The sequence below is a fragment of the Nonomuraea sp. NPDC050227 genome, assembly GCF_044459705.1.
Taxonomy (GTDB): domain Bacteria; phylum Actinomycetota; class Actinomycetes; order Streptosporangiales; family Streptosporangiaceae; genus Nonomuraea.
In genome coordinates this window covers 23,928-50,214 of sequence record NZ_JBITJF010000005.1, presented here as the reverse complement: position 1 = coordinate 50,214, position 26,287 = coordinate 23,928, and the positions used below count along the sequence as shown (strand labels likewise).

Genomic DNA, 26,287 nt, shown 5'->3' with positions numbered 1-26,287 from the left:
GAGATCATGCACGTGGACGTCACCGCCGTCTCCGACATCTTCCGGCGGGTACTGGAAAACCCCGAAATAACGGACGATTCCGACTTTTTCGTCTTGGGTGGGGATTCGCTGCTCGCCACCCGCGTCCTCAGCGCGATCGCCCGCGACTGCGGCGCCGAGCTGGACTTCGACGACTTCCTCGACGCGCCCACCCCGGCCGCGCTGGCCAAGAAGATCGCGAGCCTGGCATGAGGGTCGTCGTCGTGGGAGCGGGCCTCGCGGGGCTCACCGCCGCCGCCGACCTGGCGGCGTCCGGCGCCGAGGTCACCGTGATCGAGGCCAGGGACCGCGTCGGCGGCCGTACGCGCGGCATCGAGGTCGCCCCCGGCGGCTGGGCCGACGCGGGCGCGGCGTACCTGGGGGAGCGGCACACCGCGCTGACGGCCCTGCTGGCCGAGCTGGACCTGAAGACCACCCCGGCCACCGTGGGCGGCGCGGCCAGGTTCGCGCTCGGCGGCGAGGCCGGGACCGGCCGGTTCCCGCCCCTGTCGGCGGTCGCGCTGGGCGGCCTGTTCGACGCGCTGGAGGAGCTGGCCGCCGCCGTCCGCCCCGACGCGCCCTGGCTGACGCCGGACGCCGCCCGCCTGGACGCCACCACGGCGGCGGACTGGGCCGCCGAGCACCTGACGCATCCGGACGCGCGGCTGTTCTTCCCGCTGTTCGCCGGCGAGATGATGGCCGCCGACCCGGCGGACGTGTCCGTCCTGCATCTGGCCTTCTACCTGCGCTCGGGCGGCGGGCTGCGCTACCTGAACGCCTTCGCGGGCGGTGCGCAGGAGGACCGGATCGACGGCGGCGCCCACCAGGTGTGCCTGCGCCTGGCCGCCCGGCTCGGCGACCGGGTGCTCCTCGGCGAGCCGGTGCGCGCGGTCCACCAGGACGCGACCGGCGTGGACGTCGTCACCGCGACCGGCGCCACCAGGGCGGACGCGGTGGTGGTCGCCGTGCCGCCGGTGCTGGCCGACGCCGTGGAGTTCCGGCCGGGCCTGCCCGCGCCGCGCTCGGGCCCCCGTACGGCGCCCGGCTGCGCGGTGAAGGTGCACCTGGTCTACCCCGCGCCGCTCTGGCGCGAGCAGGGCCTTTCGGGCTGGTCGGTCAGCGCGGACGGTCCCCTGCTGTCCACCGTGGACGACTCGCCCGCGGACGGCTCGGCGGGCGTGCTGACCGGGTTCGTGACCGGCGCGCAGGCCAAGGCGTTCGCCGCGCTGCCCCCGCGCGAGCAGGCCGAGCGGGCGCGGGCCCAGGTCGCGCGGCTGTTCCCCGGGCTGCCCGCCCCGGACGCCTGCCACGTGACCGACTGGCTGAGCGACGAGCACAGCCGGGGCTGCTACGCGGCGCTGTTCGGGCCGGGCGACTGGCTGCGGCTCGGCCCGCGGCTGACGACCCCCCACCAGCGGGTGCACTGGGCCGGCACCGAGACGAGCACCGAGTTCTTCGGCCTGATGGAAGGCGCCATCCGCTCAGGGCACCGGGTGGCCGCGCAGATCGACGCGACGTGGAGGCACATCCATGACTGACCAGACCCCGATCGCCCCCCTGGCCGTGCGGCAGGGCTTCATGACCGAGCCCGGCCTCGGCGCGGGCAACTTCCTCGACCACGCGCTGGCGGCCAACCCCAACCGGTCGGTGCCGTTCATCCACAGCCACCACACCGACCACCGCGGCCAGGTCGTGTTACGCGGCCACAGCCTGACCGACCTCGCGGCCCTGCGCGACCGGTACGCCACCTGGTACCACGCCAACGGCGTGCGGCCCGGCGAGCCCGTGGGCGTCGTCGTCGCCGAGGGACTGGAGCCGCTGCTGCACTTCCTGGCGCTCACCGCGCTCGGCGCGATCCCGGCGATGGTCAACGACGCCATGCGGGCCGACGTCATGGCCGGCTACCTGGAGCACGTCGGCGTGGTGGGCGTGGTCGCCGACGACACGACCCGGCTGCAGCTCGCCTACCGCAACACGCCGCGCGCCCGGCCCCGGTTCGTCGCCCTGGCGGCCGAGGTGCGGGCCCACGACGCGGCGTCCAGCGGGCTGCCGGAGCAGTACCCGTACCGGCACGAGCCGGACGACGTGGTGGCGCTCATCCACTCCTCCGGCACCACCGGCACCCCCAAGTCCACCATCCTCGGACACCGCAGCTTCTGGGACGGCAAACAGCAGCGGATGGTGCGTTTCCCGGCGGAGCCGTACGACCGGCTGATGTCGCTCATGCCGCACACCCACGCGGGCGGGCTCAGCTACTTCCTCACCGCGGTGCTGCTCGGGCTGCCGACCGTGATCATGTCGGACTGGCGGCGGGCCGGGGTGGAGCCGGTCATGGAGGCGTTCCAGCCGACCATGGTGGCCTCGTTCCCGCGCACGTTCGTCGAGCTGGCCACCGGCGAGCTGCCCGTCAGGGGCGCGGCCCGGGTGCACTCCTGGTTCAACACCGGGGACAGCGCCCACTACGGGCACATCCGGCGGCTCGTCCAGCTCGGCGAGCGGCCCGCGGGGCTGATCAGGTCGTGGCTGCTGCCGCGCGGCGAGGCCGCCGGCGAGCCGCTGCCCGGCTCCCAGTTCGTGGACGGGCTCGGCTCCTCGGAGATGGGCATGGCGCTGTTCGGCCAGGTCACCACCCCCGAGACGCCGCGCGCCGACCGCTGCGTGGGCAAGCCGCAGGACGCGGTGATCAAGGCCGCCGTGCTCGACGAGAACGGCCGGGAGCTGCCCGACGGCGAGGTCGGCCTGCTGGGCGTGATCACCCCGTCGCGCACCCCCGGCTACTGGAACGACGCCAGGCTGACCGGCAGCTTCGAGCTCAACGGCTACTGGCTCACCGGCGACGTCGCCCGCCGGGACGCCGAGGGCGACTTCTACCACCTCGACCGCACCGTGGACGTGATCGACACCGCGGCCGGGCCGGTCTACAGCCTGCCCGTCGAGGAGGTCCTCATCGCCGACTGCGCGGACCTCGTCCAGGACTGCTCGGTCGTCGGCGTGCCGGGGCCCGGGGGGCAGGTGCCGATCGCCGTCGTACGGACGCAGGCCGAGGCCGCCGCGGTCACCGCCGAGGAGATCAGGGAGAAGGCCAACAAGGCGCTGGCCGACGCGGGCCTGGCCACGCTGGCCGCGGTGATCCTGGCGCGTACCGAGCAGGACTACCCGCTCGGCCCCACAGGCAAGGTGCTCAAGCGCGAGCTCCGCACCCGGCACGCGGCGCTGTTCGCCGGATGAGCCCGAACGACGACAACCCCCGCCGCCCCGCCGCCGACGTCGAGACCGCCCGGTCCGAGGCCGCGGGGTCCGGGGCCGCGGGGTCCGGGGCCGCCGACCGCCCCTACGTGTACGCGCGGCGGGCGCTCGCCGAGCCCGACTGGCGGCGGCTGCCGGGGTGGCGCGGGGTCACCGAGGCGCAGTGGCGCGACGCCCAGTGGCAGCGCGCCCACTGCGTGCGCAACGCGGCGCAGCTCCGCGCCGTGACCGGCGACCTGCTCCAGGACGCCTTCCTCGCCGACCTGGCCGCCGACGTGGCCCGGTTCGCCACCATGTCCATGCTGGTCACGCCCCAGCTCCTCAACGTCATGGCGCCGGACGAACCCGGCGGTCCGGCCGCGTTCACGGCGGCGTTCCTGGCCAACCCGGTCCGCCGCTACCTGCTGCCGGTCGCCTCCGACCGGCACCCGGTCTGGCCGAGCCATCCGCGGGCCCAGCGGGACTCGCTGCACGAGGCCGAGATGTGGGCGGTGGAGGGCCTGACCCACCGCTACCCGACGAAGGTGCTGGCCGAGCTGCTGGCCACGTGCCCGCAGTACTGCGGCCACTGCACCCGGATGGACCTGGTCGGCACCTCCACCCCGCAGGTCGTCAAGGCCAGGCTCACGCTCAGGCCGGTGGACCGGCAGGAGCTGATGCTGGACTACCTCAAGCGCACGCCCGCCGTCCGCGACGTGGTGGTCTCCGGCGGCGACCTGGCGAACATGCCGTGGCCGCGGCTGGAGGCGTTCCTGCTGCGGCTGCTGGAGCTGGAGTCCGTACGCGACATTCGGCTGGCCACCAAGGCGCTGGTCGGGCTGCCGCAGCACTGGCTCCAGCCGGCCGTGGTCGAGGGCGTGGGCCGGGTGGCCGCCGTCGCGCGGGCCCGCGGGGTGAACCTGGCCGTGCACACCCACGCCAACCACGCCCGCTCGGTGACGCCGCTGGTCGCCGAGGCGGCCGGGGCCCTGCTCGCGGCCGGCGTGCGGGACGTGCGCAACCAGGGCGTGCTCATGCGCGGCGTGAACGCCACCCCGCACGACCTGCTCGACCTGTGCTTCGCCCTGCACGGCGAGGCCGGGATCCTGCCCTACTACTTCTACGTCTGCGACCTGATCCCCAACGCCGAGCACTGGCGCACCCCGCTGCACCAGGCCCGGCGCCTCCAGGAGGCCATCATGGGCCACCTGCCCGGCTACGCCACGCCCCGGATCGTGTGTGACGTGCCCTACGTCGGCAAACGCTGGGTGCACCAGGCCGCCGCCTACGACCGGGAACGCGGCGTCTCGTACTGGACCAGGAGCCACGGGATCGGGCTGGAGCCGCCCGGCCCGGCGCGCCGCTTCCCCTTCTACGACCCGATCGACACCCTGCCCGAGCCCGGCCGCCGCTGGTGGGCGAGCCAGAAGGGAGAGTCATGAGCTCGTTGCGCCGTTTGTGCTGGATCTTCCCCGACCGGGAGTCCACCAGGGCCACCGCGATGTGGCACCCGTTCTTCTGGGACCTGTACGAGGAGGTCGCCGCCGAGCTCGGCCTGCGCTGGACCAGGAACTCCCCGGACTCGGTCACCGTGGACGCCCTGGAGCCCGGCCGGCCCCGCGTCTTCGTGGACGACGAGCCCGTCACCCCCGAGGACACCCTCTTCATCACCGCCCTGTACTCCCTGCCCTACCAGTCCATGGACGTCTTCAACCAGTACGCCCTCTACGCCGTGCTGGAGGAGGCCGGCTTCTACCTGCCGTTCCCGCCGTCCCTGTCGCCGGTGGCCAACGACAAGCTGGCCACCGTCCTGCGGCTGCGCGACTCGCCCGTGCCGCCGATCCCGACCCTGCGCATCGGCACCGGCCGGGACACCAGCAAGCACCTGTACGAGGCCGCCATCGCCGGCCTCACCTACCCGGCCCTGGTCAAGCCGGCCGGCTGGTGCGGCGGCGGCGGGGTGAACCTGGCCCGCGACTCCGAGGAGCTGCGCGGCCTGGCCAGCCTCGCCCAGGGCGGCGACACCACGCTCGTCGTCCAGCCCTACCTGGGCGACGGCACCGTGGACTACCGCGTCTACGTCGTGGACGGCGAGCCGTACGCGGTCATGAAACGCATCCCGGAGCCGGGCTCGCCGGTCGCCAACGCCAGCAGGGGCGGCACGATGGAGTTCCCGCCCGTGCCGCCCGAGCTGGCGGCGGCCACGGCGTACTTCTACGAGCGGCTGCCCATCCCGTTCTTCTGCGTCGACTTCCTGCACGACGGCGAGCGCTACTGGTTCTCCGAGCTGGAGCCCGACGGCGTGATCGCGCCCGACCTCGGCGACCCCGCCCGCACCCTCCAGCGCGACGTCACCCGCGCCCGCTGGACGGCCTACCGCGACGGCCACACCCGCTTCCTCAAAGACCGCCACCCGCACGACGGCCTTCCGCAAGACCGTCTTCCGCACGACCCCGAGAGCTGGTGACCCCCATGACCGAATCGTTCTCGCTGACGTCCGCGGCGGCCGAGCCGCTGCTGCGCGTCCCGAGGCGCTCGCTGGAGCGGCTGAGGAGCGTGCCCGCGCTCGCGCCGCGCTACGAGGGCCACGAGAAGGTGCTCACGCTGGAGGACCTGGCCGTCCTGCCGCCGCTGGTCAAGGACGACCTCAACGTCGCGCTCGCGCACCTGGAGCCCAAGGCGGGACAGGGCGCGACCTGGCTCTTCCAGAGCGGCGGCAGCACCGGCGCGCCCAAGGTCGGCTACGCCCCCACCGGCTTCTACATGGACGGCGTGCACCGCCACTGGCAGCCGCTCGAACCGGACGACGTCTTCGTCAACGCCTGGGGCGCCGGCCGCATGTGGGGCGCCCACTTCCTGGCCGCCGCCTTCGCCGACCTGTCCGGCTGCCGGGTCATCGCCCTGGGCTCGGTCGGCAAGGAGGAGTACGGCGACTGGCTCGGCTTCTTCGCCGACCGGAAGGTGACCGCGTTCGGCGGCACGCCCAGTGTCCTGCGGCTGTGGTTCGCCCACGCCCGCGCGGCCGGCCTGCGCCTGCCCGCGCTGCGCAAGGTGCTCTGGCTGGGCGAGGCGTGGCATCCCCAGCTCGACGAGGACCTGGCCGAGGTCGCGCCGGACGCCCGCCGCTGGGGCATGTTCGGCAGCACCGAGACCTGGGTCGCCGCCACCAACACCCCGGACTGCCCGGCCGACGTCTTCCACCCGCTGCCCGACCAGCTCGTGCACAGCGACGCCGACGAGCTGCTGGACTTCACCACGCTCAACCCCGACATGCTCAACCCGGTGCTGCGTTACCGCACCGGCGACGCCGGCCGCCTCGTCTCCTGCCCGTGCGGCCGGGACGACAGGGCGCTGCGCGTCCTGGGCCGCCGCGACTCGGTCGTCCAGGTGCGCGGCCTCGGCCTGCACGTGGACGACGTCGTCGCCCAGGCCGAGCGCGAGCCCGGCGTGCTGCGCGCCCAGGTCCTGATCACCGAGCGGCAGGGCCGGGTCTCCGGCGTGGACGTGCTGCTGCTGACCGGCCCCGAGACCCCGCCCGGCCTGCCCGAACGGCTGCGCCACGACCTCCTGGCCGCCACCTTCACCCTCAGCACGGCCTTCCAGCACGACCCCGGCTCCTTCCGCGTCCGGACGGTCGACGCGCTGATCGGCAACGACCGCACCGGCAAGACCTCCTCCTTCGTCGTGCGGGAGGAGCAGTGAGGATGCCGGGGTCGCTCGGCCGGGAGTTCGGCCTCTACTGGAGCGGCCAGACGGTGAGCCTGCTCGGCGACCGGATCACCGTGTTCGTCGTGCCGACGCTGATGATCTTCGTGTTGCACGCCTCCGCGCTGGAGGTCGGCGTCGTGGCCATGGCCCAGTACCTGGGCATCCCGCTGCTCGGGCCGATCGCCGGGGTGCTCGTGGACCGGTGGGACAAGCGGCTGACCATGGTCGTGTGCGACCTCGTCCGGCTGGCGGCGGTGGGGGTCATCCCGGTCGCGTACTGGTGCGGGGTGCTCTCGACGCCGGTGCTGTTCGTGTGCGTGGCGCTGATCAGCGGCGCGACCATCTTCTTCAACATCGGCTACCTCGTCGCCGTGCCGACCACCGTGCCGCAGGACCGGCTGGTGCGGGCGTACTCGCGGCTGGAGGGCAGCAGCACGGTGTCGGAGGTGGCCGGGCCGTCGATCGCGGCGGGCCTGTACCACCTGCTCGGCGTCGCCTCGCTGCTCGTGGACGCGGCCAGCTACCTGGTCTCGGCGGCCTGCCTGCGCGCCATGAAGCCGTGGGGCGTCACGACCGGGGAGCGGGTGCCGGTGCGCTCGCGGCTGATGCTCGGCTTCCGGCTGAACTGGGCCGACCCGGTGCTGCGCCGGGTGGTGCTGGCCGCGGTGGTGCTCAACTCGGGCGGTCCGGTCTTCGTCACGGTCCTGCCGGTGCTGGCCTACCAGGGGCTCGGCGTCTCGGTGGGCGTGTTCGGCGCGGCGATCTCGGCGGCGGCCGTCGGCGCGGTGCTCGGCGCGCTGGCCGCCCCGAAGATCAGCGACCGGCTCGGGCTCGGCCGGACCATGGCCTGGGCGCTGCTGCTGCACTGCCTGGTCGGCCTCGGCGTGCTGGCCGCGCCCGCGCTGCCCGCCGCGGCGGTGATCGGCGTGACGTTCGGCTGCTACGGCTTCTTCATGTCGTGCATCAACGTGTGCAGCGCGCCGATCCGGCAGTCGCGGATGGCCGCCGAGAACCAGGGCGTCATGCACGCCGCGTTCCGCACGGCGACCTGGGGGGTGATCCCGCTGGCCGCGCTCGCGGGCGGGTCGGCGGTCACCCTGCTGACGCCCGCGCTGGGCGTGCTCGGCGCGGCGCAGGCCGTCATGGCCGGCGGCACGCTGCTGGCGGCGTTCTCGTTCCTGCCCGCCTCGGGGATCCAGGCCCACATGGACCGGGCCGAGCCGCGGGCGCACCTGGCGGGGAGCGCGTCATGACGACTGTGCTGATCACCGGGACCTCGTCGGGGATCGGGCTGGCCACCGCGGTGACCGCCGCACGGGCCGGGCTGACGGTGGTGGCCACCATGCGCGACCTCGGACGCGACGGCGACCTGCGCGCGGCGGCCGACCGGGCCGGCGTCACCCTGGACGTCCGCCACCTCGACGTCACCGACCCCGCCTCGGCGCGGGCGTGCGTGAAGGGCGTGCGCGAGACGTACGGAGGGCTGGACGCGCTGGTCAACAACGCGGGCGTGTCGAACTTCGACCCGACGATGGAGATGTCCACGCCGGAGGCGCTGCGCGCCAACTTCGAGGTCAACTTCTTCGGGGTGATCGAGGTCAGCCGGGTGGCGATGCCGCTGCTGCGGGCCGCCGGAGGGCGTCTGGTGACGGTCGGCAGCGTGCACGGCGTCGTGGGCCAGCCGTTCAACGAGGCGTACGCGGCGGCCAAGGCGGCGGTCGAGGGGTTCATGGAGAGCCTGGCGCCGGTCGCGGCCGCGCACGGCGTACGGGTGAGCGTGGTGGTGCCCGGCTTCGTCTCCGACACCCGGTTCGGGATTTTTCCGGACATCAACCGGAAGACCATCCGGGCCGCCTCCGGCCCGTACGCCCCGGCCTTCGACGCCTACCTCGACTGGGTGTGCGGCCCCGGCTGGGAGGGCGCCGGCCAGACCTCCTGGCAGGTGGCCGACGTGATCGTGGCCGCGCTGACCGCCGCCGACCCGCCCTTCCGCATCCCGACCGGGCCCTGGGTGTCGCGGTACGTGGCCGGCAAGCTCGCCGACCCCGACGGCTCGGCCGTCCAGGCCATGGCCAGGACCTGGCTCGGAGCCACCCCATGACCGCCCCCGCGCCCGGCCCCGCAAAAGGCCCTGCGACCGACCCCGCGGCCGGCCCCGATCCGGCCTGCCGGGCGCTCGGCATCGCGCTGGAGGAGGCCGCCGGCGGCCGGGCCCGGCTGCGCATGCGCGTCACCGAGGACATGGTGAACGGGCACGGCGTCGCCCACGGCGGCTACCTGTTCCTGCTCGCCGACGCCGCCTTCGACCACGCCTGCAACAGCCGCGGCCCGGTCATGCTGGCCCACAGCGCCCAGGTGACGTTCCTGCGCCCGGCGGCGGCCGGCGACGTGCTGGTGGCCGAGGCCACGGAACGGGCAAGACACGGTCGGCACGGCGTCTACGACGTCACCGTGCGCCGCCCGGCCGGCGAGGTCGTCGCCGAGTTCCGCGGCCACGGCGTCGTGGTCGCCGGCCGTCCCACCAACGAAGGGAGAACCTCATGAACCGGCGGACCGGACGCTGGATCGAGCACTGGGAACCCGAGGACCCGGGCTTCTGGGCGGCCGTCGGACGCCGCGTCGCCACCAGGAACCTGATCTTCTCCATCTTCGTCGAGCATCTCGGCTTCGCGGTGTGGCTGCTGTGGAGCGCCGTCGTCGTCCTGCTGCCGAAGGCGGGCTTCCCGTTCACCGTCGACCAGCTCTTCTGGCTGGTCGCGGTGCCGAACCTGGTCGGCAGCACGCTGCGGCTGCCCTACACCTTCGCCGTCTCGGCCTTCGGCGGGCGCAACTGGAACGTGGCCAGCGCCCTGCTGCTCCTGGCGCCGACGGGGCTGCTGGCCTGGCTGGTCACCGATCCGGCCAGGCCCTACTGGATGTTCCTGGCCGCCGCCGCCACGGCCGGGCTCGGCGGTGGCAACTTCGCCTCCTCCATGGCCAACGTCTCCTACTTCTACCCGGAGCGGCGCAAGGGGTTCGCGCTGGGCGTGAACGCGGCCGGCGGGAACCTGGGCGTGGCGGTCGTGCAACTGCTGATCCCGCTGGTGGCGGCGGGCGGCCTGGCGTACGCCGGGCTGGTGTGGATGCCGCTCGTCGTGGCCGCCGCGCTGTGCGCGTACCTGTTCATGGACAACCTGGCCGTGGCCAGGACCGGCTTCGGCACCCAGGGCAGGGCGTTCCTGCGTCCGCACACCTGGGTCATGTCCTTCCTGTACATCGGCACCTTCGGCTCGTTCATCGGCTACTCGGCGGCGTTCCCGCTGGTTGCCAAGTCGGCGTTCGCCGAGTCCGCCTCGCCGTACCTGGCCTTCCTCGGGCCGCTGGCCGGGTCGCTGGCGCGGCCGGTCGGTGGCTGGCTGGCCGACCGGTACGGCGGGGCCAAGGTCACCTCGTGGTCGTTCGTCGCCATGGCCGCCGGGGCCGTGGCCGCGCTCGCCGCGCTCGGCCGGCACAGCTTCCCGCTCTTCCTGGGCGCGTTCCTGCTGCTGTTCGTCGCCTCGGGGGCGGGGAACGGGTCCACGTACCGGATGATCCCGGCCATCTTCACCGCGCAGGCCCGGCACGGGTCTCCGGACGCGCGGCTGCGGGCCAGGCGCGAGGCCGCGGCGGCCATCGGCATCGCCTCCGCGGTCGGCGCGTTCGGCGGGTTCCTCATCCCCCGCGGCTTCGCCGTCTCGCTGGCCGGGACGGGTTCCGTCGCGCCCGCACTCCAGGTGTTCATCGGCGCCTACGCCGTCTTCCTGGCCACCAACTGGTGGTTCTACCGCCGACGGGTGCTGGCGCGGGTCCCGAGCCTCGCCCACAGCCGGATCTGAGCATCGACGACCAAGGAGTGACACATGCCCGCCAAGTCCCTGCGTGACCTGATCGACTTCGCCCGCCGGCACTCGCCGTTCTACGCCGAGCTCTACCGGGACCTGCCCGACGGCGTGGACGACCTCACCGCGCTGCCGATCATCGACCAGAACGCCTTCTGGGCCGCCAACACCTACCCGGACAACAGGCTGCTGACCGGCCCCCTGACCGACGCCGGCGTCTACGCCTCCGGCGGCACCACCGGGGCGCCCAAGTTCTCCCCCTGGACGCGCTCGGAGCACGCCGACTCGGTGACCGCGTTCGGCGCCGGCATGGTGCAGGCGGGCCTGCGGCCCGGACACCGGGTGGCGAACCTGTTCTCCGCCGGCGAGATGTACGGCGGCTTCCTCTACATCGAGCACGCCCTGCACAACGCCCCCGTGGAGAACGTGCGCCTGCCCATCGCCTGCCACGCCGAGGACGGCTACATCGCCGACCTGATCGAGCTGTTCGGCGTGCACGTGCTGGCGGGGCCGCCGATGAAGCTCGGCAAGGTGGCCGAGGCGGTGATCGCGCGGGGGCGCGGCGCGGACACCGTGGAACTGCTGCTGTTCGCCGGCGACCTGCTCTTCGACGACCTGCGTCCGCAGCTCGCCAAGGCCTTCCCCGGCGCGGCGATCGCCTCGCTCGGCTACGCCTCCGTGGACGCCGGGCTGATCGGCGGCCCCGTGGCGGGCGCGGACGTGCGGGTGCACGCGGCGTTCCCCGACCGCACCCTGGTGGAGCTGCTCGACGAGGTGACCGGCGACCCGGTCACCACGCCCGGCGTGCGCGGGCGGGTGGTCGTCACCAACCTGTTCAGGACGCTGATGCCGGTCATCCGCTACCCGGTCGGCGACCTGGGGGAGTGGACCGACGCGGAATGCCGGGCCTTCCGGCTGGTCGGCAGGACGTCGGAGGGGGCCAGGGTGGAGACGGTGGCGATGTCCAGCGAGGCCGTCCGGGCCGTGCTGGTCGCCGCCGACCCGGACCGGGCGATGTCGGCGATGCAGATGGTCCAGCGCCGCTGGGACGGCAAGGACGGCCTGCTGCTCCGGCTGGCCTGCACGCAGGAGCCGCCGCCCGGCCTGACCCAGCGGCTCGTGGACGCCGTGTACGCGGCCAAGCCGCTCTACCCGAAGTCCGTGGCCGAGGGGCTGGTGCACCCGCTGACCGTCGAATGGGTGCGGCCGTCCGAGCTGGTGACGCACCCGCGTACCGGGAAGGTGCTGCAGGTGGTGGACGAGCGCCCGCACCCCTGACCCCGGCCGGAGCCTCCGGCGCCGGCCGGAGGCTCCGGATTCATCCGGATTTTTCCGCGTCGTCCGATGTTCGTTTCTATGATGGAAACGAGCGTCCGCGGGGCGATGCTCACTCGGGCACGCACCGGCTGACGACGACCGAGCAGGTTGCTGCGATGGCGGATTCGTTCAACGACGCGCACCTTCGCCTGGTGACGAAGGAGTGCCTCCCGCTCGGGAGCGGCGACCGGCTCCCGGTCATCGTGCTGCTCGGCCCCGACGGCACCGACCGCGAGGTGTGCCTCACCCGCGTCTGGAGGAGCGTCACCAGGCCCGAGTCGCCCCGGGTGCGGGTGGACTTCCGGCTGCCGGGGCTGCGCGACGCGCCGGTGGTCAAGACCGTGGAGCGCATCGCCCACGACCTGATGGAGACCTCCAGCGTGCGGCTGCCCCGGGTGGTCTTCGCGCTGCACGTGCTGGCCCTGGACCCGCGGGACCGCTCCGACAACGAGCTGGCCGGCGAACTGGACGACCTCGTGGACGGCGGCGACCCCGAGCGGCTGTCCGACGCCCTGTCCCTGCTGCGCGACCTGCTCGGCCGCATCCCGGGGGCCGAGCCGCTGGCCGCGCTCACCTCGGTGCTCCAGTACGCCGCGCGGGGCCAGCGCCGCCGCGTGGTCAGGCTGCTCAACGACAAGGGCAGGACGTGGCTGGCCGCCCAGATGGCCAACGGCAACGTGATCGACCTGGCCAGGCGGCGGGACGGCCACGGCGGCGACCCGTCCGGGTCCGCCGGGGCGATCCTGTGCCGGGCCCTCGTCGCCGACCTCACCGACTCCTGGTCCAAGAGCCACCGCCACGCCCGCAGCTGCCTGCTGCTGCTGGAGGGGGCCGAGACCGCGGCGGGCCGCGCGCTGCTCAGGGCGCTCGGCCCGGCCAAGGGCGCCGACCCGCTGCTGGTGGTGGCGGAGTCGAAGGAGTGGCTGCCGATGGGCGGCTCGTGGGCGCGTCCCGGCACGGTCGTGCCCGGCGCGGCCCACCCGCCCACGCTGGCGGAGGCGAGCTACCGAGACTGGCGGGCCGGCTACGACGCCCGGGAGCAGCCGTGGTGGTACCCGGTGCTGATGCCGCCGCTGGAGGCCGACAGGTCGCGCGCCTACGCCTCGGCCGTCCGGGAGCTGACCGGCGGCCATCCGGCCGTGACCCGGCGCCTGGGCAGGCTCGCCGCCACGGCCCAGGACGACGACGCCTTCCGCGCCGTCGTGTGCCGCGAGGACCTGCTGCGCTGGCCCGACCGGCTGCACCTGGCCCACCTGGACGAGCTCACCGACTGGGCGGCGGCCAGGAACGTGGACGACGCCGAGAGCGCCCTGCTCAAACGGGCCGGCCGGACGCCGAACCTGCGCAACGAGCTGGCCGACCTGCTCTGGCTCGACCGCCGTCCGGAGGAGCGGGACCCGCACGGCCGCTACGAGGGCGCGCGCGGCCCCCAGGTCACCGTGATCCACCCGTGGCTGCGGCGGCTGCTGCTGCACCGGCTCGCCGTCACCGGCCGCTGGGACGACGTGCACGGGGACCTGGAACGTTTCCACCTCGGCCCCGGCGGCGAGGAGAACCCGCGCAGCCTGCACCACCGCCTGGCCCGTGTCGGCCGGGACGACCCCGAAGGCCATCTGACCCACGTCGCCGATCACCTGCACCGGCTCTTCGACCGGCTCGACGTGCGCGAGGACGGCCGCAGCCGCCTGCCGGAATGGCTGGCCGGCTTCAACGAGGTGACCACCGCCCCCAACCGGCTGCCGCTGGTCACGCCCCTGGACGAGCTGTACGACTCGCTGGTGGCGACCGCCGTCCCGCACGAGCGCGGGGACTGGCTCGTCGTGGTCAGGGCCCTGGTCGTGGACCGCTGGTTCTGGCTCGACCCGCTGCTCGACCCGTCCGGGAGCCGGGCCGAGCAGGTCGCGCGCGGGCTGCGGGACCTGGCCAGGCGGTCGGCCACCAGTCCGGCGATCTTGTTACGGGAGGCCGACAGGTATGAGCGACGACGGTGACCTCGGCATGGCCGGGGCGGGCGATCCGGCGCCGGCGGAGGTCGGCGCGAAGTGGGCGGCGGGCCGCCGCAACCGCGTCCTGCTGCGCAGGGCGCTGGCGGGGGCGCTCGTCGTGGCAGCCGTGGTCGTCCTCGGGCTCTACGTCAGGACGTCGCGGCTCACCGACGACAGCGACGCCTTCGGCCCCGACCTGGCCCCGGTCATGAGCCGCATCGCCGCCGAGAACGCCGCGGTGGAGAAGGAGCACCCGGATGACTACGTGACCGTCGTCGCGATGTTCCCGATGACCGGCTCCCTCACCGACATCGCCATGAACCGGGAGAGCATCAGGCACGGCCTGGAGGGCATCCATCTGGCGCAGGTGTGGCGCAACCGGCAGCCGTCCTCGCCGCCGTACGTGCGGGTGCTGGTCGCCAGCGACGGGCCGCAGGACTGGGAGCCGACGGTCGAGGCCGTCCGGGACCGGACCGCGCAGGAGCACATCGTGGCCGTGACCGGGCTGGGCGCCAGCACCGGCGCGACCCGCAGGACGGTCGCGAGCCTGAGCGCGAGCCGGTACGCGATGGTCTCGGCGGTCATCACCTCCGACGAGCTCACCGGCTTCCCCGGCCTGGCCCGCGTCGCGGCCCTGAACAGCGAGCAGGCCCAGGCCGGGGTGGTGCACGCCAGGAAGGTCAACCCCGGGCTCCAGGCGGTCGTGATCAAAGACCTCAACCCGGCCGACAGCTACGTCAAGACCCTCGCCCGGTTCTACACCGGCTCGCTGGCCGGCCGGGAACGCGTGATGGAGCTGTCCTTCGACTCCTCGACCAGGTTCTCCGGCACCGTGCTCGACGTCATCGCCGAGCGCGTCTGCAACTCCGGCGCGAACACCGTCCTGTACGCCGGGCGCAGCGAGCAGCTGCCCGCGCTGATGCAGGCGCTCAGCCAGCGCGAGCGGTGCGTCCGGCCCGGCGTCACCGTGATCACCGGCGACGACGCCAGCGAGATGAACCGCAAGGTCGACCTCGGCATGTGGGGGGACACCCGGATCCGGCTCTTCTACACGGCCCTGGCCCACCCGGCGAGCCTCGCGCTGCCCGGCGGCGGGGTGCTCACGGCGATCCGGGCCAGGTTCGAGGGCGACGACCCCGACAGCTTCCGGCGCATGTTCCCGCACGAGAGCCTCGACGACGGCATGGCCATCATGCACCACGACGCCATGTTCGTGGCCCTGGAGACGGCCAAGGCGTTCGCCCGGGAGCCGGACGTGCCCTCGCCGCAGGACATGGCGAACATGCTGACCAGCGGCACGGTGTCGGTCGAGGGCGCCAGCGGCCCGATCAGGATCGTCGAGGGCGGCGCCCGCCAGACCAAGGAGATCCCGATCCTCCAGCTCAACCCGGACGGCACCTCGGCGTACTCGGGCCGGGTCACGGTGACGGACGGCGGCCCCGGCCGGGGCTGACCGCCTTTCATGTATTACCTATTGCTTTTGTGGGAAATTTCGCGCAGGATCAGAGGCGTGAAGAGCCTTCTGGTGGCCCGCCTCCACGTCGACCTCCGGCGGCAGGCGAGCGCGCTCTGTGCCGTGCGGTGACCTCCGGGTCCCCGCTCTCCTCGGACGCCCCGAGCGTCCTTCCCCCAGACCTTCCCCGAAGCTCAGAGGAGTGGCCGAACCATGTCGACACCCACCAGCGTGCTCACCGTCCGGCGGGTCGCCGGGCACATCGGCGCCGAGATCACCGGCGTCGATCTGGCCCACCCGCTCGATCCGTCCGTGGTCGAGGAGATCCGCCGGGCGCTGCTCGCGTACAAAGTCGTGTTCTTCCGCGGGCAGGAGCTCGACCACGCCGCGCAGATCGCCTTCGCCCGCCAGTTCGGCGAGCTGACCCACGCCCACCCGCACGAGGACGCGCCGCCCGAGGAGTTCCCGCAGATCCTGACCATCGACCCGCGCCGGTACGAGAAGCGTTACGGCGTCAACTACCGCGAGCTCTACCAGCGCAGGCGCTACTCCTACTTCTCCGGCTGGCACACCGACGTCACCGCCGCCGTCAACCCGCCCGCCGCCTCGATCCTGCGGGCCGAGACCGTGCCGGAGTTCGGCGGCGACACCCAGTGGACGAACCTGGTGGCCGCCTACGAGGGCCTGTCCGCGCCGCTGCGCGACCTGGTGGACGGCCTGCGCGCCGAACACCGCTTCCTGGCCGGTTACCAGGCCGCCGAGGAGGACGGCAAGCTGGTCAAGCGCATCAACGACAACCTGCTGATCTCCGTGCACCCGGTGGTGCGGGTGCATCCGGAGACCGGTGAGCGGGCGTTGTTCGTCAACCCCGGCTTCACCGACCACATCGTGGGCCTGTCGGCCGTGGAGAGCCGCCGCATCCTCGACCTGCTGTACGAGCAGCTCACCCGGCCCGAGTACACCGTGCGGTTCCGCTGGCAGCCCGGCAGCGTCGCCTTCTGGGACAACCGCGCCACCGCCCACCTCGCCCCGTCCGACCTCGACCACCTCGACGTGCCGCGCAGGCTGCACCGGGTCACGCTGATCGGCGACCGTCCCGTCGGACCCGACGGGTTCGTCTCGGAGATCGTGGCCGGAAGGGAGTTCAGGGCGCAGTCACTCGTGGTCGCCTGACGACGGCGGCCACCTCCGCGAGCGGGACCCGCTCGCGGCACCGGACGCGCGGGCGGGGGCTGGGGGGTGCCCGCCCGCGGCGTCGGTCGCTACTTCCTGACGGTCGGTCCCTGCTTCTGGACGGCGGCGCGCGACCCGCTCAGCCGGCGGCCGAGCCGCTGGGCCGGGGCCTCGATCACCTGGTACGTCACCAGGCACAGCGGGATCAGGACCAGGTAGTACAGCACCAGGTTCGGCAGCAGGCGCAGCAGCAGGGGATGCAGCAGGTAGACGGAGAAGCTGATCACGCCGAGCCGGGTCAGCGCGCGCGGGAACGCCCTGTGGCGCAGCGCCAGCCCCACCCCGAACACCGCGAACGCGAGCACGAGCGCGGGCGCCCATCCCGGGTCGTCCTTGGCGGGGACGCCGCAGGCCACCACCGCCAGGCAGGCGAGCCCGGCGGTCCGCCAGGAGATCACGCCCTGCTCGGCGCGATGCACCGCGGTCCCGGCGAACATGGCGGCCAGGATGATCACGCCCTGCCAGGTGCCGGCCCGGCTGCCCAGGACCACCAGCGCCAGCCCGAGCAGCCCGCCCGCCGCGGCGGCCGCCGTACGGGCCCGGCCGTCCCCGAGGGCGGTGACCGCGATAGCCGCCACGACCGCGAGGACGAGCAGCGCGGCGGTCAGGTCGGCCCCGCCGTTGATCGAGGCGCCCGGCAGCAGCAGCCCCGCGGGCACGGCCAGCGCCGCCAGCGTGACGGCGATCCCCGCCGACCTGCTGGCCTGGCCGGTCGCGAACAGCGCCACGCTGATCAGGTAGAAGGCCATCTCGTACGACAGCGTCCAGGTCACGCCGATGACGGGCGGCAGGTTGACCAGCTCCTGCAGCATCGTCAGGTTGCCGAGCGCGACCAGCGGCGCGGGACGTTCGCCGAGGCGCGGATCCAGCGGGACCAGGCCCGCGAAGGCGAGCAGGAACGCCAGGCCGAGGGCGGCGAGCAGCAGCGGCAGCAGGCGGAAGGCCCGCCCGGTCCAGAAGGCGCGCAGGTCGCCGCGCCGTTCCAGGGACGCCGGGATGATGTAGCCGCTGACCAGGAAGAACACGAAGACGCCCCACGTGCCGAGGTCGATCCTGCGGTCCACGACCGCCCACGCGGCGGGGACGAAGGACCAGCCCGCGTGGTGCGCGGTGACGGCCAGCGCGGCGGGCCCCCGCAGGGCGTCCAGCCAGGCCAGCCGGGCGGAGGCGGGGGACATCTGTCGGATTCTAGGCCATTTGCGACAGAACCCTCCGTGTGCGGACGGCCGCCCGGATCGCAGCCGGCTTCATGCTTCCCCGGGCCGGATCGCCGCGCTCAGCGGGACGGCGAACGCCGCAGGCGCAGGCCGATCACCACGACGGCGACGCCCACCAGCAGGACCACCGGCCCGATGACCGCCCAGGCGGTGTCGCCGGTCATCACGCTGCCGCCCACCACGCCCAGTCCCTGGAGCGCCCAGAGCCCGCCCACCAGGGCCAGCAGCACGCCGACGACGATGAGGATCCAAGAGGTCATCGTTCTTCCCGTCTCTCGTCCCGCCGCGCTCGTTCCGCCGCGGGGGCTCCGTGTGCGTGATGATCGCGTGGCTTCCGCAGACTAACCGAGCCTTTGTCACGATATGCGGATTTTTCTGGTCACCTCTTGGCGGCGGCTTCCTGTCGTTCTAGTGTTCAGTGCAATGCCACACATTACTGAGCCCTATGGAAGGAGTGATCCCCGGTGCGTGACGGCAGGCCCCCGAGGCTGTCCGAGATCCCCGCGTTCGCCGCGTACATGAACACCGGCTGGGGCACCCCCGACCGCACGCCGCGCGTGGTGCCCGGCGCGGCCGAGGCCGCCGCCGCCCACCGGGCGCGGCTGGCCGAGGCGCTGCCCGGCCGGAGAGTCGTGCTGGCCGCGGGGCAGGCCCCGATCCGCAGCAACGACATGGCCTACGACTTCCGCGCCGGCAGCGACTTCGTCTGGCTGACCGGCTGCCAGATCGAGAACGCCGTCGTCGTGCTGGAGGGCGCCGAGGCCACCCTCTACGTGCCGCCGCCCGCCGGCCCCGGCGACCCGGCGTTCTTCACCGACTCCAGGTACGGCGAGCTGTGGGTGGGCGCCGCGCCCGGCCTGGACGACTGGGCGAAGGCGCTGGGCGTCCCGGTCAAGCCGCTGGCCGAGCTGACCACCGAGGTGACGGACGACCAGGAGGCCGCCCGGGTCCTCGCCGAGCTGCGCATGTACAAGGACGACTGGGAGCTCGGCCAGCTGCGCGAGGCGGTGGACCGCACCGTCGAGGGGTTCGCCGCCGTCGTCCGCGAGATCCCCGCCGCCGTGGACGGGCGCGGCGAGCGGTGGCTCCAGGGCACCTTCGACCGGTACGCCCGCGCCTACGGCAACGGCCCCGGCTACCCCTCCATCGTGGGCTCCGGCCCGCACGCGCCCACCCTGCACTGGGTGCGCTGCGACGGCCCGGTCACCCCCGGCGAGCTGCTCCTGCTCGACCTCGGCGTCGAGGCGGAGAGCTGCTACACCGCCGACGTCACCCGCACCTTCCCCGTCTCCGGCCGTTTCACCCCGGCCCAGCGGCAGGTGCACGACCTGGTCGAACGGGCCCACCGGGCCGCGCTCGCCGCCGTCGCCCCCGGCCGCCGCTTCAGCGACTTCCACCACGCCGCCATGGAGGTCGTCGCGCACGGCCTGGCCGACTGGGGCCTGCTGGCGGTCTCGGTGGACGAGGCGCTGTCCGACGCCGGCCAGCACCACCGCCGCTACCTGGTCTGCGGCGTCGGCCACCACCTCGGCCTGGACGTGCACGACTGCGGCAGGGCGAGCCAGGAGTCCTACCAGGACGCCGTCATGGCCCCCGGCATGGCGCTCACCGTGGAGCCCGGCCTGTACTTCCACCCGCACGACCTCACCGTCCCGCCGGAGCTGCGCGGGATCGGCGTCCGGATCGAGGACGACCTGGTGGTCACCGAGCAGGGCGCCGACGTGTTGTCGGCGGCGCTGCCCCTGGACGCCGACGGCCTGGAGAAGTGGATGGCCGCCGGGTAGGTAGTCGCTGTGACATTGCACCGCATAATCTCTCGAATATCCCCATGTGAGGAGACCTCAGCATGACCACCTCCGCCACGCCGTGGCGCGGCATCCACGTCGCGACGGCCCTGCCCTTCGCCGACGACCTCTCCGTGGACTACGACGGGTTCGCCGAGCACGTGCGCTTCCTGGCCGAAGGCGGCTGTGACGGTGTGACGCCCAACGGCTCGCTGGGCGAGTACCAGACGCTCACGCCGCAGGAGCGGGCCCGCGTCGTCGAGACGGCCGTCCAGGCCGCGCCGCCCGGGTTCGGCGTCATGCCGGGCGTGGCCGCGTACGGCTCCATGGAGGCCCGCCGGTGGGCCGAGCAGGCCGCCGAGGCGGGGGCCACGTCCGTGCTGCTGCTGCCGCCGAACGCCTACCGGGCCCCGCGCGAGGCCGTCGTCGCCCACTACCGGGAGGTCGCCAAGGCCGGGCTGCCGGTCGTGGCCTACAACAACCCGTTCGACACCAAGGTCGACCTGACCCCCGCCCTGCTGGCCGAGCTGTACCACGAGGGCCTGATCGTCGGCGTCAAGGAGTTCACCGGGGACGTGCGCAGGGCGTACGAGATCGCCGAGCTGGCGCCGGAGCTGGACCTGCTCATCGGGGCCGACGACGTGCTGCTGGAGCTGGGCCTGGCCGGGGCCGTCGGCTGGATCGCCGGGTACCCGAACATGATCCCGCAGTCCACGACCCGCCTGTACCGGCTGGCCACCTCGGGCGACCCCGCCGACCTGCCCGAGGCGCTGCGCGTCTACCGCGACCTGCACCCGCTGCTGCGCTGGGACTCCAAGCCCGAGTTCGTGCAGTCGATCAAGCTGTCCATGGACCTGGCCGGGCGCAGGGGCGGCGCCTGCCGTCCGCCGCGCCTGCCGCTCGCGCCCGAGCTGGTCGCCCGCATCACCGCCGACACCGAGGCCGTCCTGGAAAAGGGCTACAAGTGAGATCACGTCGCACCTTCCACGCCGTCGACTCCCACACCGAGGGCATGCCCACCCGCGTGATCGTCGGCGGCGTCGGCGCCATCCCGGGGGCGACCATGGCCGAGCGCCGGCTGTGGTTCATGGAGAACAGCGACGACGTGCGCACGCTGCTCATGTACGAGCCGCGCGGCCACGCCGCGATGAGCGGGGCGATCCTCCAGCCGCCCACCCGGCCCGACGCCGACTACGGCGTGCTGTTCATCGAGGTCTCCGGGTTGCTGCCGATGTGCGGCCACGGCACGATCGGCGTGGCGACCGTCCTGGTGGAGACCGGGATGGTGCCCGTGGTCGAGCCGGTCACCACGATCCGGCTCGACACGCCGGCCGGGCTCGTGGTGGCGTCCGTGGCGGTCGAGGACGGCGCGGCGACCTCGGTGACCATCCAGAACGTGCCCTCGTTCGCGTACGCGCTGGACCGCAAGGTCGAGGTGCCCGGCTTCGGGGAGATCGGCTACGACCTGGCCTTCGGCGGCAACTTCTACGCCTTCGTCGAGCTGGCCGAGCTGGGACTGCCCTTCGACCGGGCCCGCGCCGGCGACCTGCTGTCGGCCGGGCTCGCGATCATGGACGCCGTCAACGAGCACGACCGCCCGGTCCACCCCGAGCGGCCCGACATCAACGGCTGCCATCACGTCTACCTGGCCGCCCCCGGCTCGACGGCGCAGCTGTCCAGGCACGCCATGGCCATCCACCCCGGCTGGTTCGACCGTTCGCCGTGCGGCACCGGCACCAGCGCCCGCATGGCCCAGTTCCACGCCAGGGGCGAGCTGGCCCTCGGCGACGACTTCGTCAACGAGTCCTTCATCGGCACCCGCTTCACCGGGCGGCTGCTCGGCGAGACCACGGTCGGCCCGCTGCCCGCCGTGCTGCCCTCGATCACCGGCCGCGCCTGGGTCACCGGCACCTCGCAGTTCCACCTCGACCCGACCGACCCCTTCCCGGCGGGGTTCCTGCTGTGAGCCGCCGGGCGGGCGGCGCGAAGGGCACGCCGTGAGCGCCGACCTCGTCGTGGTCGGCGCCGGCGTGGTGGGCGCCGCCGGCGCGTACTTCGCCGCGCTGGCCGGGCTGCGCGTGGTGGTCGTCGAGCGCGGCGCCATCGCCGGGGGCACCTCCAGCGCGGGCGAGGGCAACCTGCTCGTGTCCGACAAGGAGGCCGGGCCCGAGCTCGACCTCGCGCTCTACTCCCAGCGGGTGTGGCGCGAGGACCTGGCCGAGCACGCCGGGCTGTGGGAGTTCGAGGCCAAGGGCGGGCTGGTCGTCGCGGCGTCCGGGCCCGGCCTGGCCTCGCTGCGCGAGCTGGGCGAGCACCAGCGCCGCCACGGCGTCGAGGTGCGCGACGTGGCGGCGGAGGAGCTGCGCGACTACGAGCCGCACCTCGCGCCCGGACTCGCCGGAGCCGCCTTCTACCCCCAGGACGCCCAGGTCCAGCCCATGCTGGTGGTCGCCCACCTGCTGCGGCTGGCCCGCGCGCACGGCGCCGAGGTGCGCACCGGCACCGGCGTCACCGGCTTCCTGCGCGACGGGCGCCGGGTGACCGGCGTGCGCACCACGGCCGGCGACCTGCCCGCCGGGGCGGTGCTCAACGCGACCGGCACGTGGGCCGGCGACGTCGCCGCCCTGGCCGGGGTGCACGTGCCCGTCCTGCCCAGGCGCGGGTTCGTGCTGGTCACCCAGCCCATGCCGCCGCGGACGATCCGCCACAAGGTCTACGCCGCCGAGTACGTCGGGGACGTGGCCAGCTCCGACGCCGCCCTGCAGACCTCGCCCGTCGTGGAGGGCACCGGCAGCGGCACGATCCTCATCGGCGCCTCCCGGGAGCGCGTCGGCTTCGACCGCACGTTCTCCCCGCGGGCGGCCGGGGCGCTGGCGGCCAAGGCGATCGCGCTGTTCCCGATGTTGCGGGACGTCCGGGCCATGCGCACGTACCTGGGCTTCCGGCCGTACTGCCCGGACCATCTGCCGGTGATCGGGCCCGACCCGCGCGCGCCCGGGTTGTGGCACGCCTGCGGGCACGAGGGCGCGGGCATCGGACTGTCCGCGGGCACCGGCAAGCTCGTCGCCCAGGCGCTCACCGGCCGCACCCCGGACCTCGACCTCAAGCCGTTCGCCCCCGACCGCTTCCCCGCCCCCGACCGTTTCCCCGGCACCGAGTCCGCCGCGACCGAGGAGGGGCCCCGATGACCCACCAGATGACCTTCCGTGGCGCGAGCGTCCCCGCCGAGCCCGGCCAGAGCGTCGGGGCCGCCCTGGTCGCGGCCGGCATCCTCGACTGGCGCACCACCCGCGGGGCCGGCCGGCCGCGTGGCCTGTTCTGCGGCATCGGCGTCTGCTTCGACTGCCTCATCACCGTCGACGGCGTCCCGGACCTGCGCGCCTGCCTGGTCCCGGCGCGCGACGGCATGCGCCTCGGCGACGACGCCCCGGCGGACGGCGAGCAGGGAGGTCGTCATGCGTGAGACGCACGACGTCGCCGTGGTCGGCGCGGGCCCTGCGGGGCTGGCCGCCGCCGTCGAGGCCGCCGAGGCCGGGCTGGACGTGGCCCTCGTGGACGGCGCCCGCCAGCCGGGCGGCCAGTACTGGCGGCACTACGACGAACGCCACGCCCGCCCCGAGGACGCCGCCGGGCACCACGACTGGCCGGTCTTCACCCGGCTGCGCGACCGGCTGCGCACCCTGACCGCCGCCGGACGGGTCCGCTACCTGCCCGGCCACCAGGTCTGGCTGGCGACCCGCGACGGCGCGGGCACGTTCACGCTGCGCACGACGCCCACCGTCCCCGAGGAGGGGGCGTCCGGCACGACGGTGACCGCCCGCGCGCTGATCCTGTGCCCCGGCGGCTACGACCGGCAGCTGCCCGTCCCCGGCTGGGACCTGCCCGGCGTGATGGCCGCCGGGGGAGTGCAGGCCCTGCTCAAGGGGCAGCGCACGCTCGCGGGCCGCCGGGCGGTCGTCGCCGGGACCGGGCCGTTCCTGCTGCCGGTCGCCACCGGCCTGGCCGCGGCCGGGGCCAGGGTGGCGGCGGTCGCCGAGGCCAACGCCACGCTCGGCTGGCTGCGCGACCCGCGCGGCGCCGCGTCCGTGCCGGCCAAGGGGCTGGAGGCGCTGCGGTACGCCGTGCTGATGGGCCGCCACCGCGTGCCGTACCGCACCGGGACCGTGGTCACCGAGATCCTGGGCGAGGACCGGGTCGAGGCCGTCCGGCTGGCCCGGCTCGGCCGCGACGGCCGCCCGGCCGGGCCGGTCCGCGAGATCTCCGCCGACCTCGTCGCGCTCGGCTGGGGGTTCACGCCGTCCCTCGAACTGCCGCTCATGCTCGGCGCCGACACCAGGAAGGACGTCGACGGCTCGCTGGTCGTGACCGTGGACGCCTTCCAGCGCACCGGCGTCCCCGGCCTGTACGTCGCGGGCGAGGCGACCGGCGTCGGCGGCGCCGTCCTGGCCCGGCAGGAGGGCCGGCTGAGCGCCCTCGCCCTGGCCCGTACGCTGGGCCGCCGGGCCGACCCGGCGCTCATGGGCCGGTTGCGCCGGTCGATCGCCCGCGGGCGGCGCTTCGCCGCGGCCATGCACCGGACCTACCCCGTGCCGCGCGCCTGGACGTCCTGGCTGCGGGACGAGACGCTGGTCTGCCGCTGCGAGGAGGTCTCCTACGGCGACCTGCGCCGCGCCCACGACGAGCTGGGCGCGGGCGACCCGCGCACGCTGAAGATGCTGGCCCGGCCGGGCATGGGCTGGTGCCAGGGACGGGTGTGCGGGTTCGCCACCGCCGGCGTCGCGGCCTGCCTGAGCCGCCGCGAGAGCACGGCCGGCGACCTGCGCCCGCTGTCCACCCGGAGCCTGGCGGCCCCGGTGTCCCTGGGCGAGCTGGCCGCGCTCGACGACGACAACCCCGACGCCCCAGACGAAACCCCTGACGACGCCCCCGACGAAGACCATGAAAGAGGACGAGACCGTGAGTGACGTGCTGAGCGTCGACCCGCGTACCGGACAGCCCCGCGAGCGCGTCGCGGCGGAGTCGACGCCGCGGGACGTGGACCGCGCCGTGCGCGCCGCTGCCGCCGCCGCCCCCGCCCTGGCCGACCGGTCCGTACGCGCCGACCTGCTGCGTACCGCCGCCGCGCTGCTGGAGGAGGGCGGCGAGGAGATCATCGCGACCGCCGACGCGGAGACCGCGCTCGGCCGGGTCCGCCTCACCGGCGAGCTGGCCCGCACCTGCTACCAGCTGCGGGCCTTCGCCGACGTGGCCGAGTCGGGCGCCTTCCTGGACGTGATCATCGACCACGCCGACCCGGCCGCCCGCCCGGCCCCCCGCCCCGACCTGCGGCGCTACAAGGTGCCGCTGGGCGTGGTCGCGGTGTTCGCGGCGAGCAACTTCCCGCTGGCCTTCAGCGTGCCGGGCGGCGACACCGCCAGCGCGCTGGCCGCCGGCTGCCCGGTCGTCGTCAAGGCGCATCCGGACCATCCGGCGACCAGCGTCCTGACCGCCCGCGCGCTGCGCGCCGCCGCGGAGAAGGCCGGTCTGCCGGCCGACGTCGTGGGCCTGGTCCACGGCTTCGCGGCGGGCCCGGAGCTGGTCCGGCACCCGCTGACCGCCGCCGTCGGCTTCACCGGCTCGGTACGCGGCGGGCGGGCGCTGCACGACCTGGCCGCCGCGCGTCCGCGGCCGATCCCGTTCCACGGCGAGCTGGGCAGCCTCAACCCGGTCGTGGTGACCGAGCGGGCCGCCGCGACCAGGGCGGCCGAGATCGGCGCGGGCCTGGCCGCCTCCTACACCCAGGGACTCGGCCAGTTCTGCGTCAAGCCGGGCCTGGTCCTGCTGCCCGCGGGCCCGGCGGGCGACGCGGTGCTCGACGCCGTGGTCACGGCCGCCGTGCCCGCCGGACCGCTGCTCGACCCGCGCATGCGGGCGGCCTTCCTGGACGGCGTGCGCTCCCGCGCCCAGCTTCCCGGGGTCACACAGGCGCTGGCCGCGGGCGAGGACGACGCCGCGCCGCTGGCCGTCCGGCCGGGCGTGCTGACCGTGGCGGCCGAGCGGCTCGCGGACGGCGACGCCCACGCCGAGCTGCTGGAGGAGTGCTTCGGACCGGTCACCGTCGTGGCCCGGTACGGCTCGGAGTCCGAGCGGGACGCCGTGCTCGACGCGCTGCCCGGCAACCTCACCGCGACCGCGCACCTGGCGGCCGACGAGCGCGAGGGCGCGGCGGCCGGCCTGGTGGCCAGGCTCGCCGGGCTGGCCGGGCGGGTCGTCGTGGACGGCTGGCCCACGGGCGTGTCGGTCGCGCCCGCGATGCAGCACGGCGGGCCGTACCCGGCCTCGACCAGCACCTCGACCTCGGTCGGCGGCACCGCGATCGAGCGCTGGCTGCGCCCGGTGTGCTTCCAGGACACCCCCGACCCCCTTCTGCCGCCGGAGCTGCGCGAGGCCAACCCGCTCGGCGTCCCCCGGACGGTGGACGGAGTCGCCTGACGCTTTTATCTACACTTGT

At 74.3% G+C, this 26,287-nt stretch carries 24 protein-coding genes; 22 read left to right on the top strand and 2 right to left on the bottom strand.

All coding sequences use genetic code 11. The features are described from left to right. Positions 1 to 12: 12 nt before the first annotated feature. The 15 genes from ACIBK9_RS20595 to ACIBK9_RS20525 all read left to right on the top strand — a co-directional run bounded on the left by ACIBK9_RS20595 (position 13) and on the right by ACIBK9_RS20525 (position 16,736). Positions 13 to 231: a phosphopantetheine-binding protein gene (locus ACIBK9_RS20595; protein ID WP_352324385.1), complete on the top strand. Its 219-nt coding sequence runs from the start codon at positions 13 to 15 to the stop codon at positions 229 to 231. Then, on the top strand, positions 228 to 1,556 hold the full coding sequence (locus tag ACIBK9_RS20590) for a flavin monoamine oxidase family protein (RefSeq protein ID WP_397160257.1): 1,329 nt from the start codon (positions 228 to 230) through the stop codon (positions 1,554 to 1,556). Before ACIBK9_RS20595 ends, ACIBK9_RS20590 begins: the two co-directional genes overlap by 4 nt. Further along, positions 1,549 to 3,246, top strand: a complete 1,698-nt coding sequence (locus tag ACIBK9_RS20585) for a class I adenylate-forming enzyme family protein (protein WP_397160255.1) — start codon at positions 1,549 to 1,551, stop codon at positions 3,244 to 3,246. Before ACIBK9_RS20590 ends, ACIBK9_RS20585 begins: the two co-directional genes overlap by 8 nt. Further along, complete coding sequence (locus ACIBK9_RS20580) at positions 3,243 to 4,685, top strand: KamA family radical SAM protein (protein ID WP_397160253.1); 1,443 nt, start codon at positions 3,243 to 3,245, stop codon at positions 4,683 to 4,685. The genes ACIBK9_RS20585 and ACIBK9_RS20580 overlap by 4 nt, the downstream gene beginning before the upstream one ends. Beyond that, entirely contained in the window at positions 4,682 to 5,710 is a 1,029-nt protein-coding gene (locus ACIBK9_RS20575; protein WP_397160251.1) for a RimK family alpha-L-glutamate ligase, read from the top strand. Before ACIBK9_RS20580 ends, ACIBK9_RS20575 begins: the two co-directional genes overlap by 4 nt. Positions 5,711 to 5,715: 5 nt before the next feature. Continuing rightward, positions 5,716 to 6,945, top strand: coding sequence for a phenylacetate--CoA ligase family protein (locus ACIBK9_RS20570; protein ID WP_397160249.1), 1,230 nt, complete (start codon positions 5,716 to 5,718; stop codon positions 6,943 to 6,945). Between the two features lie 2 nt (positions 6,946 to 6,947). Further along, a complete protein-coding gene (locus ACIBK9_RS20565; RefSeq protein ID WP_397160247.1) occupies positions 6,948 to 8,204 on the top strand; it encodes an MFS transporter in 1,257 nt (418 codons plus the stop codon). Then, positions 8,201 to 9,052, top strand: coding sequence for an SDR family NAD(P)-dependent oxidoreductase (locus ACIBK9_RS20560; protein ID WP_397160245.1), 852 nt, complete (start codon positions 8,201 to 8,203; stop codon positions 9,050 to 9,052). Before ACIBK9_RS20565 ends, ACIBK9_RS20560 begins: the two co-directional genes overlap by 4 nt. Beyond that, the gene (gene paaI, locus ACIBK9_RS20555) at positions 9,049 to 9,495 is read left to right on the top strand and encodes a hydroxyphenylacetyl-CoA thioesterase PaaI (RefSeq protein WP_397160243.1); all 447 of its coding nucleotides are present in this window, start codon (positions 9,049 to 9,051) and stop codon (positions 9,493 to 9,495) included. The genes ACIBK9_RS20560 and paaI overlap by 4 nt, the downstream gene beginning before the upstream one ends. Next, entirely contained in the window at positions 9,492 to 10,805 is a 1,314-nt protein-coding gene (locus ACIBK9_RS20550) for an MFS transporter (RefSeq protein WP_397160241.1), read from the top strand. The genes paaI and ACIBK9_RS20550 overlap by 4 nt, the downstream gene beginning before the upstream one ends. 24 nt (positions 10,806 to 10,829) lie before the next feature. Then, on the top strand, positions 10,830 to 12,086 hold the full coding sequence (locus tag ACIBK9_RS20545; protein ID WP_397160239.1) for a phenylacetate--CoA ligase family protein: 1,257 nt from the start codon (positions 10,830 to 10,832) through the stop codon (positions 12,084 to 12,086). 155 nt (positions 12,087 to 12,241) lie between these two features. Continuing rightward, complete coding sequence (locus ACIBK9_RS20540) at positions 12,242 to 14,116, top strand: hypothetical protein (RefSeq protein ID WP_397160237.1); 1,875 nt, start codon at positions 12,242 to 12,244, stop codon at positions 14,114 to 14,116. Beyond that, positions 14,100 to 15,563 carry a hypothetical protein gene (locus ACIBK9_RS20535; protein ID WP_397160235.1) on the top strand — a complete coding sequence of 488 codons (1,464 nt, stop codon included), beginning with the start codon at positions 14,100 to 14,102 and terminating at the stop codon, positions 15,561 to 15,563. The genes ACIBK9_RS20540 and ACIBK9_RS20535 overlap by 17 nt, the downstream gene beginning before the upstream one ends. 9 nt (positions 15,564 to 15,572) lie before the next feature. Further along, complete coding sequence (locus tag ACIBK9_RS20530) at positions 15,573 to 15,695, top strand: putative leader peptide (RefSeq protein WP_352324370.1); 123 nt, start codon at positions 15,573 to 15,575, stop codon at positions 15,693 to 15,695. An 81-nt stretch (positions 15,696 to 15,776) separates the two neighbouring features. Continuing rightward, on the top strand, positions 15,777 to 16,736 hold the full coding sequence (locus ACIBK9_RS20525; protein WP_397160233.1) for a TauD/TfdA dioxygenase family protein: 960 nt from the start codon (positions 15,777 to 15,779) through the stop codon (positions 16,734 to 16,736). An 89-nt stretch (positions 16,737 to 16,825) separates the two neighbouring features. Here the strand turns inward: ACIBK9_RS20525 and ACIBK9_RS20520 are convergent, their stop codons facing one another. Together ACIBK9_RS20520 and ACIBK9_RS20515 are read right to left on the bottom strand one after the other, a co-directional pair. Beyond that, the gene (locus ACIBK9_RS20520; protein ID WP_397160231.1) at positions 16,826 to 17,974 is read right to left on the bottom strand and encodes an acyltransferase family protein; all 1,149 of its coding nucleotides are present in this window, start codon (positions 17,972 to 17,974) and stop codon (positions 16,826 to 16,828) included. Positions 17,975 to 18,072: 98 nt separating this feature from the next. Further along, on the bottom strand, positions 18,073 to 18,273 hold the full coding sequence (locus ACIBK9_RS20515) for a hypothetical protein (RefSeq protein WP_352329981.1): 201 nt from the start codon (positions 18,271 to 18,273) through the stop codon (positions 18,073 to 18,075). Between the two features lie 204 nt (positions 18,274 to 18,477). On the opposite strand from ACIBK9_RS20515, the gene ACIBK9_RS20510 reads away from it, so the two are divergent. The 7 genes from ACIBK9_RS20510 to ACIBK9_RS20480 all read left to right on the top strand — a co-directional run bounded on the left by ACIBK9_RS20510 (position 18,478) and on the right by ACIBK9_RS20480 (position 26,268). After that, positions 18,478 to 19,797, top strand: a complete 1,320-nt coding sequence (locus ACIBK9_RS20510; RefSeq protein WP_397160229.1) for an aminopeptidase P family protein — start codon at positions 18,478 to 18,480, stop codon at positions 19,795 to 19,797. 62 nt (positions 19,798 to 19,859) lie between these two features. Then, positions 19,860 to 20,765 carry a dihydrodipicolinate synthase family protein gene (locus ACIBK9_RS20505; RefSeq protein WP_358292699.1) on the top strand — a complete coding sequence of 302 codons (906 nt, stop codon included), beginning with the start codon at positions 19,860 to 19,862 and terminating at the stop codon, positions 20,763 to 20,765. Continuing rightward, entirely contained in the window at positions 20,762 to 21,763 is a 1,002-nt protein-coding gene (locus ACIBK9_RS20500) for a proline racemase family protein (RefSeq protein WP_352329986.1), read from the top strand. Before ACIBK9_RS20505 ends, ACIBK9_RS20500 begins: the two co-directional genes overlap by 4 nt. A 31-nt stretch (positions 21,764 to 21,794) precedes the next feature. Continuing rightward, positions 21,795 to 22,985: an NAD(P)/FAD-dependent oxidoreductase gene (locus tag ACIBK9_RS20495; RefSeq protein ID WP_397160226.1), complete on the top strand. Its 1,191-nt coding sequence runs from the start codon at positions 21,795 to 21,797 to the stop codon at positions 22,983 to 22,985. After that, positions 22,982 to 23,260, top strand: a complete 279-nt coding sequence (locus tag ACIBK9_RS20490; protein WP_358292704.1) for a (2Fe-2S)-binding protein — start codon at positions 22,982 to 22,984, stop codon at positions 23,258 to 23,260. Before ACIBK9_RS20495 ends, ACIBK9_RS20490 begins: the two co-directional genes overlap by 4 nt. Continuing rightward, positions 23,253 to 24,761, top strand: a complete 1,509-nt coding sequence (locus ACIBK9_RS20485) for an NAD(P)/FAD-dependent oxidoreductase (protein WP_397160224.1) — start codon at positions 23,253 to 23,255, stop codon at positions 24,759 to 24,761. The genes ACIBK9_RS20490 and ACIBK9_RS20485 overlap by 8 nt, the downstream gene beginning before the upstream one ends. Then, positions 24,754 to 26,268 carry an aldehyde dehydrogenase (NADP(+)) gene (locus ACIBK9_RS20480; RefSeq protein WP_397160222.1) on the top strand — a complete coding sequence of 505 codons (1,515 nt, stop codon included), beginning with the start codon at positions 24,754 to 24,756 and terminating at the stop codon, positions 26,266 to 26,268. Before ACIBK9_RS20485 ends, ACIBK9_RS20480 begins: the two co-directional genes overlap by 8 nt. Positions 26,269 to 26,287: the final 19 nt, after the last annotated feature.

Coding starts and splice junctions, on each gene's coding strand:
- ACIBK9_RS20590 (WP_397160257.1), top strand. CDS start 228: ATGAGGGTCGTCGTCGTGGGAGCGGGCCTCGCGGGGCTCACCGCCGCC.
- ACIBK9_RS20585 (WP_397160255.1), top strand. CDS start 1,549: ATGACTGACCAGACCCCGATCGCCCCCCTGGCCGTGCGGCAGGGCTTC.
- ACIBK9_RS20580 (WP_397160253.1), top strand. CDS start 3,243: ATGAGCCCGAACGACGACAACCCCCGCCGCCCCGCCGCCGACGTCGAG.
- ACIBK9_RS20575 (WP_397160251.1), top strand. CDS start 4,682: ATGAGCTCGTTGCGCCGTTTGTGCTGGATCTTCCCCGACCGGGAGTCC.
- ACIBK9_RS20570 (WP_397160249.1), top strand. CDS start 5,716: ATGACCGAATCGTTCTCGCTGACGTCCGCGGCGGCCGAGCCGCTGCTG.
- ACIBK9_RS20565 (WP_397160247.1), top strand. CDS start 6,948: ATGCCGGGGTCGCTCGGCCGGGAGTTCGGCCTCTACTGGAGCGGCCAG.
- ACIBK9_RS20560 (WP_397160245.1), top strand. CDS start 8,201: ATGACGACTGTGCTGATCACCGGGACCTCGTCGGGGATCGGGCTGGCC.
- paaI (WP_397160243.1), top strand. CDS start 9,049: ATGACCGCCCCCGCGCCCGGCCCCGCAAAAGGCCCTGCGACCGACCCC.
- ACIBK9_RS20550 (WP_397160241.1), top strand. CDS start 9,492: ATGAACCGGCGGACCGGACGCTGGATCGAGCACTGGGAACCCGAGGAC.
- ACIBK9_RS20545 (WP_397160239.1), top strand. CDS start 10,830: ATGCCCGCCAAGTCCCTGCGTGACCTGATCGACTTCGCCCGCCGGCAC.
- ACIBK9_RS20540 (WP_397160237.1), top strand. CDS start 12,242: ATGGCGGATTCGTTCAACGACGCGCACCTTCGCCTGGTGACGAAGGAG.
- ACIBK9_RS20535 (WP_397160235.1), top strand. CDS start 14,100: ATGAGCGACGACGGTGACCTCGGCATGGCCGGGGCGGGCGATCCGGCG.
- ACIBK9_RS20530 (WP_352324370.1), top strand. CDS start 15,573: ATGTATTACCTATTGCTTTTGTGGGAAATTTCGCGCAGGATCAGAGGC.
- ACIBK9_RS20525 (WP_397160233.1), top strand. CDS start 15,777: ATGTCGACACCCACCAGCGTGCTCACCGTCCGGCGGGTCGCCGGGCAC.
- ACIBK9_RS20520 (WP_397160231.1), bottom strand. CDS start 17,974: ATGTCCCCCGCCTCCGCCCGGCTGGCCTGGCTGGACGCCCTGCGGGGG.
- ACIBK9_RS20515 (WP_352329981.1), bottom strand. CDS start 18,273: ATGACCTCTTGGATCCTCATCGTCGTCGGCGTGCTGCTGGCCCTGGTG.
- ACIBK9_RS20505 (WP_358292699.1), top strand. CDS start 19,860: ATGACCACCTCCGCCACGCCGTGGCGCGGCATCCACGTCGCGACGGCC.
- ACIBK9_RS20490 (WP_358292704.1), top strand. CDS start 22,982: ATGACCCACCAGATGACCTTCCGTGGCGCGAGCGTCCCCGCCGAGCCC.
- ACIBK9_RS20485 (WP_397160224.1), top strand. CDS start 23,253: ATGCGTGAGACGCACGACGTCGCCGTGGTCGGCGCGGGCCCTGCGGGG.